At 44.3% G+C, this 12839-nt stretch carries 14 protein-coding genes; 11 read left to right on the plus strand and 3 right to left on the minus strand.

All coding sequences use genetic code 11. The annotated features are described in order from the left end of the window. Window positions 1-34: 34 nt before the first annotated feature. The 3 genes from ACOOFG_RS09180 to ACOOFG_RS09190 are packed head-to-tail and all read left to right on the plus strand — an operon-like array spanning window position 35 to window position 2764. The gene (locus tag ACOOFG_RS09180) at window positions 35-955 is read left to right on the plus strand and encodes a YitT family protein (RefSeq protein WP_420421171.1); all 921 of its coding nucleotides are present in this window, start codon (window positions 35-37) and stop codon (window positions 953-955) included. 2 nt (window positions 956-957) lie between these two features. Then, the gene (locus tag ACOOFG_RS09185; protein WP_420421172.1) at window positions 958-2331 is read left to right on the plus strand and encodes an MFS transporter; all 1374 of its coding nucleotides are present in this window, start codon (window positions 958-960) and stop codon (window positions 2329-2331) included. 31 nt (window positions 2332-2362) lie between these two features. Then, a complete protein-coding gene (locus ACOOFG_RS09190; protein WP_420421173.1) occupies window positions 2363-2764 on the plus strand; it encodes a hypothetical protein in 402 nt (133 codons plus the stop codon). A 27-nt stretch (window positions 2765-2791) separates the two neighbouring features. On the opposite strand, the gene ACOOFG_RS09195 is transcribed toward ACOOFG_RS09190, so the two are convergent. After that, window positions 2792-4702 (minus strand): hypothetical protein, encoded by a 1911-nt coding sequence (locus ACOOFG_RS09195; RefSeq protein WP_420421174.1) that lies wholly within the window; start codon window positions 4700-4702, stop codon window positions 2792-2794. A 174-nt stretch (window positions 4703-4876) separates the two neighbouring features. Between ACOOFG_RS09195 and nadC the strand changes: the two genes are divergently transcribed. From nadC to ACOOFG_RS09225, 6 genes are read left to right on the plus strand one after another with little or no spacing between them, the layout of a single operon-like run. Beyond that, window positions 4877-5722, plus strand: coding sequence for a carboxylating nicotinate-nucleotide diphosphorylase (gene nadC, locus ACOOFG_RS09200; RefSeq protein WP_420421175.1), 846 nt, complete (start codon window positions 4877-4879; stop codon window positions 5720-5722). A gap of 23 nt (window positions 5723-5745) precedes the next feature. Beyond that, on the plus strand, window positions 5746-7347 hold the full coding sequence (gene groL / locus ACOOFG_RS09205; protein WP_420421176.1) for a chaperonin GroEL: 1602 nt from the start codon (window positions 5746-5748) through the stop codon (window positions 7345-7347). A gap of 1 nt (window position 7348) precedes the next feature. Then, the gene (locus ACOOFG_RS09210) at window positions 7349-8290 is read left to right on the plus strand and encodes a glycosyltransferase family 9 protein (protein ID WP_420421177.1); all 942 of its coding nucleotides are present in this window, start codon (window positions 7349-7351) and stop codon (window positions 8288-8290) included. A 44-nt stretch (window positions 8291-8334) separates the two neighbouring features. After that, entirely contained in the window at window positions 8335-9246 is a 912-nt protein-coding gene (locus ACOOFG_RS09215) for a glycosyltransferase family 9 protein (RefSeq protein ID WP_420421178.1), read from the plus strand. Next, entirely contained in the window at window positions 9243-9902 is a 660-nt protein-coding gene (locus tag ACOOFG_RS09220; protein ID WP_420421179.1) for a DUF2490 domain-containing protein, read from the plus strand. The genes ACOOFG_RS09215 and ACOOFG_RS09220 overlap by 4 nt, the downstream gene beginning before the upstream one ends. Window positions 9903-9917: 15 nt before the next feature. After that, the gene (locus ACOOFG_RS09225) at window positions 9918-10472 is read left to right on the plus strand and encodes a DUF2490 domain-containing protein (RefSeq protein WP_420421180.1); all 555 of its coding nucleotides are present in this window, start codon (window positions 9918-9920) and stop codon (window positions 10470-10472) included. 172 nt (window positions 10473-10644) lie between these two features. Here ACOOFG_RS09225 and ACOOFG_RS09230 read toward each other — a convergent pair whose 3' ends face one another. Together ACOOFG_RS09230 and ACOOFG_RS09235 are read right to left on the minus strand one after the other, a co-directional pair. Then, on the minus strand, window positions 10645-11100 hold the full coding sequence (locus tag ACOOFG_RS09230; RefSeq protein ID WP_420421181.1) for a hypothetical protein: 456 nt from the start codon (window positions 11098-11100) through the stop codon (window positions 10645-10647). Continuing rightward, entirely contained in the window at window positions 11097-11612 is a 516-nt protein-coding gene (locus ACOOFG_RS09235) for a hypothetical protein (RefSeq protein WP_420421182.1), read from the minus strand. The genes ACOOFG_RS09230 and ACOOFG_RS09235 overlap by 4 nt, the downstream gene beginning before the upstream one ends. A gap of 168 nt (window positions 11613-11780) precedes the next feature. On the opposite strand from ACOOFG_RS09235, the gene ACOOFG_RS09240 reads away from it, so the two are divergent. Beyond that, the gene (locus ACOOFG_RS09240) at window positions 11781-12407 is read left to right on the plus strand and encodes a hypothetical protein (protein ID WP_420421183.1); all 627 of its coding nucleotides are present in this window, start codon (window positions 11781-11783) and stop codon (window positions 12405-12407) included. Window positions 12408-12493: 86 nt separating this feature from the next. Next, window positions 12494-12829, plus strand: coding sequence for a hypothetical protein (locus tag ACOOFG_RS09245; protein ID WP_420421184.1), 336 nt, complete (start codon window positions 12494-12496; stop codon window positions 12827-12829). Window positions 12830-12839: the final 10 nt, after the last annotated feature.

A 12839-nucleotide genomic window follows, 5' to 3' on the forward strand; every position in this document is an offset into this window, starting at 1 on the left:
GCTACCCTTGCAAAAACACATAAGAGAGGGCATCATGGCTGTAGGTCAAGCATCACGTACTCCCAAACAAATGGTACTTTCCTACTTTTGGACGGCTGTAGGAGCGTTCTTAGCTGCTCTTGCGATCCGCATTTTCCTTTTTCCAAATGACTTGATTGACGGTGGGATTATCGGTATCGCGATGATTTTATCGCGCGTTACCTCAAGTTACCTCTTTCCCATTTACTTTATTGTCCTCACACTCCCCTTCATTTACCTCTCCTACAAATACATCCGGCGCACCTTTTTCATTCAGATGATCATTGCCGTGCTACTTTTTGCGATTTCTCTGAGTATTTTGACAAAAGTCCCCCCTTTTGAAGCAGACATTCTCGAAGTGATCTTTATTGGTGGTGCCATCTTAGGGATTGGAGCAGGTTTGATTATACGGAATGGAGGCTGCTTGGATGGAACGGAAATTTTAGCCATCATTATCAATCGGCAAAAAGGGTTTACGGTTGGCCAGGTGGTCCTTTTCATCAACGTCTTCATCTTTGCGGCATACGGATGGATCTTTCTCGATTGGCACATCGCATTTCGCTCTCTTTTGACCTACGTTGTCGCCTTCAAAATGATGGACATCGTCATTGTCGGTCTAGATGAGCTGAAGTCGGTCATCATCATGACCAAGAAACCAAAAGAACTTGGCGAAAAGATCATGCATGAACTTGGTCTTGGAATGACTGTCATGTATGGCCGTGGAGGTTACTCCGGGGATGCACGTGAAATTCTTTTTGTGATCGTCGAACGTCTCGACCTTTCCGATCTGAAAGAAATCATCTTAAGAGAAGACCCCACAGCCTTTATGGCAATTGAAAACCTCCATGAGGTCGTGTATGGGAAACAAGCCAAAATTCCCGTCAAAAAGCGCGCGCGCGCTAAAAAAGAAAAGCGCCATAAAGCCATGACCAGCTAGAAATGAACACTCTAGAAAATCGTCCCTCATTTACGAAACTCCTAAGTATCATAGGAATCTGCTCAGGTTGTATAGTGATCGGGCTTGTCTTCACGATGGTGAATTCAATTATACCTGTGATTCAACAAGCTCTCGATGTTCCCCTGCACCAAATGCAATGGATGATGATGGTCTTTGGACTGATCAATTGCGCTTTGCTTGTGACGAGTGGACGACTCGCAGATATGCTTGGAAGAAAAAAAGTCTTTTTAGTCGGATTAATCTCCTCGGGCATTGGCATGTTCATTGGAGGATTGAGTCAGAGCGGAACTGGCCTCATCGCAAGTATGAGTTTTGCGGGACTTGGGAATGCCATTTTGCTTCCCGTATCTCAAGCCATGCTTGTGTCAGAATACCCCGAAGCACAAAAAAGTCATGCAGTAGGCATTTGGGCTACAGCAATCGCTTGTGCAATGGCGCTAGGTCCCCTTGTTGGCGGTGTCATTTCTGTGGAATTTGGTTGGCGGTGGGTTTTTTGGTCTGTCATCCCTGTATTCATCCTTAGCCTAATCCTCACCATCTCGTTTTCCAAAGACAGTAAAAACACCGTCGACCCTCCTATTGGCGATTACAAAGGGATGGCACTTCTTGGGGTAGGGCTGACGACCTTTGTTCTCGCAGCTACAGAATTTAACCGTTTCCACTGGATTTTCACCTTAGTCTTATCAATCATTTCTCTTATGGCATTTCTTGGGTTATGGAAAAATAGTCAAAAGATCTCACACCCCATCTTATTACCTCAACTTATCCGGAACCGTACCTTTCTTTCGGCTTCTATCGGAAGCGCTTGTTTAGTTTTCTACATTTGGTCTACTTTCTTTTTAATCCCTATTTACCTTCAAGAAGTGCGCCAGCTCTCCTCGTTAGATACAGGCCTCATCATGCTAGCAATCACAGTCCCAGTTGGTATTCTCTCTCCTATTGTAGGCAAGAATTACCAAGCTCATAAAGCCTGGCTCTTTGTTCTTACAGGGTTTATTTGCCTAGTTATCTCCTCAACTTTGCAAGGAATCTTAGACGAATCTTCTAACATTTTCTTGATCACAATCACGCTTCTCATCTTTGGCGTGGGGTACGGCCTTATTTTCGGCCCGACTGCCACCGCAGCAATTTCAACTGTTCCCCCACATAAAGCTGGAATTGCTTCTGGATCGTTCGTAACAGTCCAAGAAATTGGAGGAACTCTTGGCCTAGCTCTTGTTGTCACGACCGTGCGCCTTCACACACCCTTATTACATGGTCTACAAAAAGGAGATTACGTCCTAATCGGAATTAGCCTTATTGGATGTATTTCTAGCTTGTTTTTAAAACCCCCGCCAACAAAAACCCCTAGATAATATCTCTTAGCTACCTTAACATAGTGCGCCAATGAAAAAGCTCGCGACGATTCTTACACTTTTCGCTACCTTGCTCCTTTTCGGACATTGGCTAAAGCCCTTATTTTCCTCTAGTTGGAAAAACGATGCCTTTGGAGCAATCACCCCTATTTACATGCTTCTCTTTTTGGGAATTGTGATAAATATTTTTTCTCTTTTGCCAAGAACCAAAGACCGGACTCGCGTCATTTTACAAGGGCTTTTCATCATCCCATGCCTCCTTTGTTACTCGCACGAAGGTCTCGCCCTTTTTTTACGAGTGCTCCCTCTGGATCCTCTTCCCTTTTTAGTTCTTATGGCATTTGAACCATTCACACCCAATATCATCTTTTTAGTCCTAGCCCTCATCTCAGCTTTTAAAGATCAAAAACCTACCCCCGTGCCTGTCAATTAAAAAAGCCCCAAAATTGGGGCCCGAGTTTTATTTCACATTCCAGCTATACGCTTCATAGGTCCCGTCAGGGTTGAACGGGTTATAATTGTAATGCAGCATCAGCGACCACGAAGTTGAGGTCGTACTTGGCAATGGGTTGGAATACCATCCAAAAGGAATGAAATAGCGCTTGCTTGCATAGATAAACGCAAGCTTATCTGGGGAGATTGGAATCAAGCTATCGTAATCGGTTGGACGCGACTTTGAGTATGCATCTGTTCCTGCATAGCTATCATTTCTCAGCGTGAGCAAGGCAGTGACCATGCTATCGTGGTCTGCTTGAAGTGCCGCAACGTACCCTTTGGCATCAGCTTGTTGAGTTGGCGTGTACTTGCTAGAAGTTTCTGCATCGGTGTACTGAGTGATGAGCACGCGGACCATGTTGATGGCTCCAGCTGTCCATTCAGCTGAAATGATTCCATCTTCATAATCACCATGTTCTCCATTATCGTCTTTATCAGAGTACCCGACGCCCCAAATCTTCTTGTCGGGACCGTAGAATCCACCCCAACTCTTCACATTTTGCCAAATTTTATAAGCTGTTCCAAAACCGAACCATTCATCAACGAGAGGCTGCCCTAAAACAGAGACTCCCCATGTATTGACATCGACTGCTTTTGGCTCTGTTGTTGCCACCCATGTTGAAGGTTTGTTGGGATCATCGGCATACCCTCCTTGATAAAAGATGCCATTTGTTGCATCCCAAGCATGGTTTTTCATGTAACCTAAAATTCCACTCGTTCCATCAGATCCATAAACGAGGGTTTGAATGGTCTGCAGCCCTTTGTTGATCTGCGCCTTTTGATCAGTAGTCAAGTAGGTTTCATGATCTAACTCATCTTGAAGAACCTTTTGCAAGGCAATGAGCCCCCCCAGAGTTGAAGCGTTGTTTTCTGTCGAAACTTGGTAATCAACTGTTTGACTTCCTGTATTTCCAAGTGACCCTTTCACTGCATACCAAATGGCTCCAGTGGAAGGAGACTGCATGTAAGTGTAAGTTTCTAGAAGGTTGAGCGCGTTTTGAACCGCAACCGATGAAAAAGGGACATAGCTCATGCCATAGGTTTTTTGCTTGAGCATTTCCATATGCATCGGCCCAACAAAAAACGCCCAAGAGTTTTCACCAGTGATTGGCTTCCAATCCATCCATGAGCAAACACCTGCTTTATAAGCTGCGTTGCCCTGTGGAAGATTCACGGCTGTGACATGCGACATGTAAATCGTATCGAGGAAAGGATCAGTTGAGAGCCAATTTTGGGTGACCATTCTGTAAAAGTATGCGTTCTCTTCATCTGTTAAAGAGTGGCCATAATAGTCAAATTGCCCAGAAGTTGTCGTTGCACGGTTTGCTCCAGTAACAGGGTTGGGATTTTGTCGTCCATCATAACCGTACTTAAGAAGAAGGTTTTGGTTGTTGGCCAAGTCAAATAAAGATTGATTTCTATCGGGATTGGGCACACCAGCTTGGGCCGCAAGGGCAAGGGCAATTTGCCAGCAAGCTGCATCGTAAACATCCGCGCCATTATAGACATTCAAACGTTCGACTTGAAGCTGTGCCCCAACTGAAGTGGGATCTTGAGGTGTCAAAGTATAGTCGCTTGAATTGTAAGCATCGACAACATCCAACGGATCTCCTTGAGGATTGGTCACAGTCGTAGGAATATAAGCACCCCAATAGTCAATTGTACTGTAATAGCTCAAAGGCAATCGAACTCCATCGAGCTGATCAGCTATTCCAATATAAGTCACACCAATGCCATCGGTTTCATCAAGGTTTCCACTTGCAGTCAAAAAATTCACAACCTTACTGACCTCAGCATCCGTTTGAAACGGGGCAAAAGTCGTTGCAACGAGTTGACTCAAAGCTATAAAAGGCGTTAGCAGTAGCATTTTTTTCATCGCGTTCTCCGCTTTGTAGTTTCCGGTAAGTCAAGCTAGCAAGATAGAGGGCTTGTGATTTTTACTTAACAAAAATTTTAAAAACTTATGTTGCTACATATTGGCAGTCTTAACCTCTATTTGCTAAACTTCTCCTTGCGTAAAACCTATTTTTCCCTTACCTTTTTAAGTGTTATGGATGCAGTGCTACGACAAGAAATCACCCGCAATATCGGACTTGCCCTTCAAGAAGATCAGGTAGACAAGGACCTCACTTCTCACGCTTGTTTTGCTCCCTCGAGCTTGGGAGTCGCTGAGCTCATCTTGAAAGACGATGCCATCATTGCTGGTTTGATTTTTCTTCCTTTGATTTGTGAGGCTGTCGACCCCAAAGTTGAAGCCAAGCTCCACAAAAAAGAAGGCGAGACAGGAAAGAAAGGCGATCTCTTAGCCACAGTCTTAGGCCCCGTCCGCTCACTCATGGCATTAGAACGCACGGCCATCAATTTCATCCAGCATGCAACAAGCATTGCCACACAAACAAACCGCTATGTGCAGGCAGCTGAAGGCAAATGTGACATTTTAGACACCCGTAAAACTCTCCCTGGCCACCGCTTTTTGCAAAAGTACGCGGTCAGTATCGGAGGTGGAAAAAACCATCGACTTCATTTGGGAGATCAGGTTCTCATCAAAGACAATCACCTCTCTCAACTCGAAAATGAGACCAAGGAACCTATAAGGGAAAGCCTACAGCGGGCTCGAGCCCATGCCCCCAATAAAAAAATTCAGATTGAAGTCGATAGCTTAGACGCATTAAAATGCGCTTTAGAATTTAAGCCTGATGCTATTTTACTCGATAATATGTCACCAGATCAGGTGAAGCAGGCTGCTCTGATATGCCCTGAAGGCATCTATTTAGAAGCATCAGGTGGAATAGATTTAACAACAATTCGCTCATACGCACGAGCCGGCATCCATGGAATTTCGATTGGACGACTGACCCATTCAATTGATGCCGTCGATATGAGCTTTAAAATTTAGACACAACATCAAGGAGAAACAACATGACTTCGACACCCAAAGAGCTGATTTTCGAAGAAGAAGCACGCGAAAAGTTGAAAGAAGGAGTGGACAAGCTCGCTGATACCGTCGGTGTCACGCTTGGACCAAAAGGAAAGAATGTAGGTCTCGAGTCTAGCTGGGGTGCTCCAACCATCACAAACGATGGGAACAGCATCGTCAAAGACATTGAACTCAAAGATCCCTATGCCAACATGGGCGTCTCGATGGGAAAAGAAGTTGCACGTAAAATCAAAGACAAGTCGGGAGATGGGACCACAACTGGAATCATTCTTCTTCGCGCTCTTGTCAAAGATGGCGTCCGCAACATCGCATCAGGGGCTAGCCCAATCAATGTGAAGCGTGGAATAGAAAAAGCTGTCGCTCGCGTTCTCGAAGAACTCGACGCTCTTGCAACCCCCGTCGAAAAAGCTGAAGCGATCGAAAACATCGCCTCTGTTTCTGCTTCTGGCAACAAAGAAATCGGAAAAGTGATTTATGAAGCCATTGACAAAGTCGGCAAGTCAGGCGTGATCACGATTGAAGAAGGAAAAGGAACCACAACAACAATTGAAATGGTCGAAGGGATGCAGTTTGACCGCGGTTACACTAGCCCTTACTTCTGCACCAATGCAGAAAGCATGATCGTTGAAATGGATCAAGCGCACCTTCTCATCACAGATAAGAAAATTTCTGCGATTCAAGAAATCCTACCCCTTCTGCAAGCTGTGGCTGCAACAGGTCAACCTCTTCTGATTATCGCCGAAGACATTGATGGTGACGCACTCTCAACGCTTGTCGTCAACAAACTCCGTGGCACCTTAAAAATTGCAGCGGTCAAAGCTCCTGGATTTGGCGATCGCCGCAAAGCAATGCTCGAAGATATTGCAGTTCTGACTGGTGCAACGGTTGTGTCAGAAGAAAAAGGCATGCAACTGAAAGATGCAACCTTAGAAGTTCTTGGAAAATCAGAAAAAATTGAAATCAACAAGGACTCAACGACCCTTGTCGGTGGCATGGGACAAAAAGAAGATATCGATGCCCGTCTCAAGCAAATCGATGCAGAAATGGAAAATGCCTCTTCCGATTACGATCGGGAAAAACTTGAGGAGCGCAAAGCAAAACTTCAAGGTGGTGTTGCAGTTATTCGCGTTGGAGCGCCAACAGAGCCCGAGATGAAGCAAAAGAAACAAGTTTTCGAAGATAGCTTGAATTCAACTCGTGCAGCTCAAGAAAGTGGCTTCGTTCCAGGCGGCGGGGTAGCCCTTCTTCGTGCAAGTGCAAAGCTTGGCGATATGAAGCTCGATGCAGAAGAACAAATCGGCGCTGAAATCGTCATGCACGCTTGCTCAGCTCCCTTCAAGCAAATTGTCGACAACTGTGGAAAAGACAGCTCGATTTATCTTGAAGAAGTCCTGAGCCAAAAAAACAACATCGGGTTTAATGCGTTAACCGAAGAGGTCGAAGACCTCATCAAAGCTCAAGTCATCGACCCCACAAAAGTGGTGAAAAATGCCTTGAAATTTGCTGCTTCAACAGCAGGGGTGATTCTGCTATCTGAAGCGCTCATTACCGATGCTCCTGAAGACGAAGAAGAATCGGCCTAAAATGAAAACCATTGCGATTATTTGCGCGCAAGGTTTGGGCGACGGCCTCCTCATGATGATCGTCGCCCATCAACTCAAAAAAGCTGGGCACAAGCCCACAGTCTTTCACAATCATGTGAGCGAACTTTCTGCACTTTTTGAAGACATGCCCATTGTTCCTCATCCTCCACTAGACCAATTGGAAGAAGCACTCGCTTCTTTTGACCAAGTTGTGATTGAAAATGACCACTCTGAGCGGGCATACCACTTGTTCACCCTTCGTGAAAAAAGAAAGCATGAAAGCATCCTCTTTTTCTTTCCCACCCCTTCTCCCCTATTTCGCAAAGGCGACTTTGTCTTTGACTCCCAGCTTCCCGTTGCCTCGAACCTGAAACTGGGATGCCAAAAAAGCCTCGATATCGAAATGGCCACCAAAGAAAACGGAATCCAAATTCCCTCAGGAAAAATTCACCGTCGTTTTCCTAAACGGATCGTCATCCACCCGGCAAGTAACGATCCCAAAAGAAACTGGTCCTCAGCTCAATTTCTCTCCCTTGCACGCTCGCTTCAAAAAGATGGATTCACCATAAGTTTTTCTGTGAGTCCGACTGAAAAAGCTGATTGGCTGCACGTTCTAGGAGAAGGGTTCGAACTGCCCATTTTTACCAATCTAGCTGAGGTCGCTGCCTATCTCTTTGAATCGGGCTTCCTGATCGGCAACGACTCGGGAATTGGCCACTTAGCTTCAAACCTCTCAATTCCAACGTTGACGATTTCGGGCAACCCCAAGCGGGTCCGCTTGTGGCGGCCAGACTGGCATGTGGGAGACGTTGTGACTCTCCAGTTTCCTCTTCCCAACTTCAAAGGAATCAACTTCCGCGTCCGGGAAAATTTTTGGCAGCACTTTATTTCTGTCCCGCGTACACTAAGGGCCTTTCGGAAGCTAAAAAAATCAGTCGAATGAAAGCTGCAGTCATTTGTTCCCAAGGTATAGGAGATGGGCTCCTGATGATGGTCGCCTCTCACCGTCTCTTTTCAAGAGGCTATACCGTGACGACTTACCAAAATGCCCTTCACCAACTCAGCAAATGGTTTCCCGACCACCAGTTTAAAAAACGATCTTCGCTCGACGATCTTGAAAAGCTTGAAGAGCTCCTAAATCCTTACGATCTCATCATCCTCCAAAACGACAATGGTCCGCTCTCCAAAAGCATCATCGAACTCTATAAAAAAGGGAAACTCCATAACCTGAGTGTCTTTTACTCAAGTTATGAAAAAGAAAAGCACGCCCCCTTAACGTCTTGGGACCGGGTCTTTGACCGCTCCCGCCCGATGGTTGATAACATCGCAGATGCGATCGCTTCCGTGCTTCAATGCACTCAAATCTCAAAAAATAATGGCCTGATCGTTCCAGTAGGTCTTGAAAAAGGACAATACTCCAAACGGATTCTCATCCACCCAACAAGTACGACTCTCTCTGGAACATGGGATTCCTACAAGTTTATCGATGTGGCACAGTCGCTCGCTCATAAAGGATATGAAGTCGTCTTTTGTGTCAGTCCACAAGAAAGACCTGAGTGGGTCCCCCTCGTCGAAGGAAGCTTTCAACTCCCTATCTTTCCTACCCTAAGTGAACTTGCAGCCTATGTTTATGAGTCGAGCTTTTTAATTGGGAACGATTCAGGACCTGGACACCTCGCCTCAAATCTGCACATCCCAACCCTAATCGTTGCTGATTGTCGCAAACGAATGGCGCTTTGGCGCCCGGGTTGGTTTGCAGGAAAAGTGCTCACTCCTTCTCGTTTCATTCCAAACTTTAAAGGATCACGCCTGCGCGAAAAGAAATGGAAAGCCTTCATTTCTCCGAAGCGGGTCTTGCGCACGTTTCAATTCATGCAAATGAGGAAACGTTACAAGTGAAAAAGTGCCTCCTTCTCTTCTTACTCCTTCCTTTGACTCTTTTCGCACAGCTCTTTGAAGATGGGGACTTTCAAATCTGGAACACCGATGCCATCAGTATCCGCCTCTCACCAAGAAGTTCTTTTTACGGCGACATCGAATTTCGCTATGGCGATGATGTGCACAAACTCTATTACAAACACATTCACCTTCAATTGGATTGGACACTCAATCGTTACTTTTCAATTGCTCCAGGGTTTCGTTTCATTTGGCTCCGGTTCAAAGATAAATGGCTCAAAGAAAACGATCCTCTCCTCATATTCAACCTCTATTTAGTGAACACACGTAGCTTTGTGGTCTCAAATCGAAGTTGGTTCCAGTACCGAAACATCCCAAAAGAACTTGGTGGCAAGCACCGCATCCTCTATCGAAACAGGTTTCAAATTCTCTTCCCTTGGAAAATGGGAAGCAGTCAGGTCAATCCTTACATCTCTGATGAGTTTTTTACCCAAAAAGACTGGGGTTTTTTTGAAAACCGCGCTATGATTGGGGTGCTCATTCCACAAAGTGAACGGGCTTATTTTGATTTTTATTACATGTATCGCTCGATAAAAGATTTAGAGAAGAACTGGACACAACAAAATGTCTTTGGAGCTGGAGTGCAGTTTTATTTCTAGCCTATGATGGTTTCGTTGAAAAAAGGACTCTTACTATTTTTTCTTTTTCCGCTAACTCTCTTTGCCAAAGTTGGCCAAGATGGAGATTTCCAAATTTGGAACGAAAATGTCGTTAACTTGAAACTCGATCCAAAAGTCACTTTTGCCATCAGTAATGAATACCGCTGGGGAGATAATGCAAGTAAAATCTATTACAAGCATCTACAAGGAAAGCTGTTGTGTAAAGTCAGTCCTAGACTCAGTCTCCACCCAGGCTACTTGATGATGTGGTTCCGAGCTTCCAATAAGTGGGTCATTGTCTACGAGCCACTTTTTGAGTTCACGGTGCAGTTACTTAAAAATCAGTATGTCGAAGTGAAAAATCGCAACCGTGTCGGTTACAATGTCATTCCAGGCGTATTTGGAGGAAAAAATGCATGGAGTTACCGTAACCGCACCCACTTCCATATTCCAGTTACAATCCACGGCTATCAATTTAAACTCTTTGTCGGAGACGAAATTTTTTTCCTCCAAGGTAGGGGTTTCTCGCAAAACCGCGTCATGGGGGGGGGTGATGCTTCCGCGAAGTGAACGTGCTGAGTTTGAGTTTTTCTATGTGTATCGCTCACTTAAAACTCGTGCACATGAATGGATTTATCACAATGTGCTCAGACTCTCGGCCAACTTCTTTTTCTAGAATCGCTAGAATTATCCATAAGAACAAACAGAAAAATGCGAGAAAACTCTCGCATTTTTGTAGGGATTATAAAGATGCTTCTTGAAGCGCCTGAAGGGCTTTTTCTGCATCTTTTTGAGCGATACTCGCCCTTACTGGCATTCCATATGACTCGATACCCGCTTTGTCTAAAAGACTTCGAATATCAATACCTTTTTTATCTGTTGCAATAACAGTTCCATTTTGTTTGGCTCCGCCAATAAACACCGGTGTATTCACAAGCACCACAAGTTTAGCTTCAGGATTTTCATGATACGAATACTTGAAAATAGCTGTGCTGTCGTGTGGTCCTATAGATCCATCATATTGAATGATCTCTTTTCCGATTTCAACTTTCTTTTCGAGGATCATCTTACCATTTTCTTCTTTTGCTTCGTATTCTTTGACATATCCTAAGATCTTTTCATTAGGTTGAGAGGCATTTGCGTAGTTTTGAACGAGCTCTCTACGCCTCTCGTTATCTCCTATTGAAGACTTAATCACCTTATTAAAATATCTCCGAGCTCTGTGTATTTAAGTTGATCAGCCTGATTACCAGCTTCTAATAAATCTAAAGTGGTCTGGTCTTTTATCTCGCCCAACTGGTCTTTTAGTATTGCACAAGTACTTGAACGTTCTGATCTATCAGTCGTTAATATTGTGACATTTTCAGGATCTACTTTAGATTTTTTGAGTACTTCTTCCCAAGAGCCCTTTCCATGCTCATCGAAGATAAATTCAATTTTATGACCCTCATCATGAATGGAGTTGATGAATTCAATAGTCAATTCATCACTATTTGATCTGGAATCATTATTGACCGCAAGACCAAGGATGCCCACATGACGTTGTCCGCTCCAATTTTTTGGGCCAATGCGACCGACTTGATTAGGTAGGCTAAATTCTAACCCCCAATCCTCTCCATTTTGTGTGCGCATCAAAGCAGCTGCCGCTGCAACACTATCAGGACTTGATCCACAAACTAGTTGATTTACATTAGGAATACCTGAAGACATAACTTTCCTCCATTAAGTCTTTTTTAAGGTGTTGTAAAGTTTTAATTATCTGTAGCTTTTGAAACAAGCAAAAAATTAAGAGCTCAGCGGAAACAAAATAAATGAAACAGACCTAAAATCTGTTTGGAACTCTTGCAATATTCCCGATCATCGATTAGATCATAAAGTATGACAAGTGAAGTGTGGTTTCTCCTGAAAGGGCTGGTCACCGGCTTTTTCTACACCTTTATTTCCATCAATGCGATGCTTCTCATCGCCCACTACGTCGTGAAAGAAGATATCAAAAGTGGCACCATTGGAGCTCTAGGAGTGATTGTCGTCCAAGCCATTTGGGCAACAATTGCAGTCCTTCTTCTCCATTTTTCATACCATGGATTTGGCAAAGAGCCTAAAACCTATGCCCTCATTGGCTCGATCATTTTATTCATCATGGCAGTCAAAGTCTATCGTTCGCGTGAACGGTACGGCAAAGAGCCGCGACTTCGAACCCGCCCCCTTGCCATTTTTTCTTCCACGTTCTTTTTAGCCCTTGCCATCCCAATGCGCATTTTTGGATATGGCGCGATTCTCCTCGCACTCAATATACACCCGTCGGCTCCTAAGCTTTCAGAGTCGATTCTTCCTATTGTCGGCATCTTGCTCGGAACATCCTTTTTTTGGGCGATCTTTATTTTTGCTATCCACCATTCGAAAAAAATCATTCCGCCTAAAGCATTGCAACACTTTCATCAGTTTGCAGCCTTTTTGCTCGTCGCCTTTTCGATCATTGGCCTCCTCCAAATCTACTTTCAGTAGGACTATTTGAGATATCTGATCCATTGCAAGAAAAAATTTAACTGATTAGACTGAAGAAAAAACCTCTAATACCTAGGTAGGGTCATATGAAACCAAACCGCGTTAAACGTGAACAAAAAAAAGCCATTCGTCAGGCTCAAAAAGAAGAAACTTACGAAACAGAAGAGAGCGAAATTAAAGAAAAGCAAAAAAAGACTTACATGTCTTCTTCGCGCAAAGTAAAAATTTCGAAAGCTAAAACCGCTTCCAAACGCAAAAGCCACATGACCTCTCCTTCTGAAGTCGATTGGGAAACAGAGCCAGAAAGCATCCACCAAGAAGGTGAACACTGGGTGCGCACTGTTCAAAAACAAACTTTAAGTGCTGCGGGCCGTTTGCAAAAGAAACTCCAAAAATTTAATTTCTTAAAACGTAAAAAGTAGCGTGGAATTT

The organism is Simkania sp. (assembly GCF_965215465.1).
Lineage (GTDB): Bacteria > Chlamydiota > Chlamydiia > Chlamydiales > Simkaniaceae > Simkania.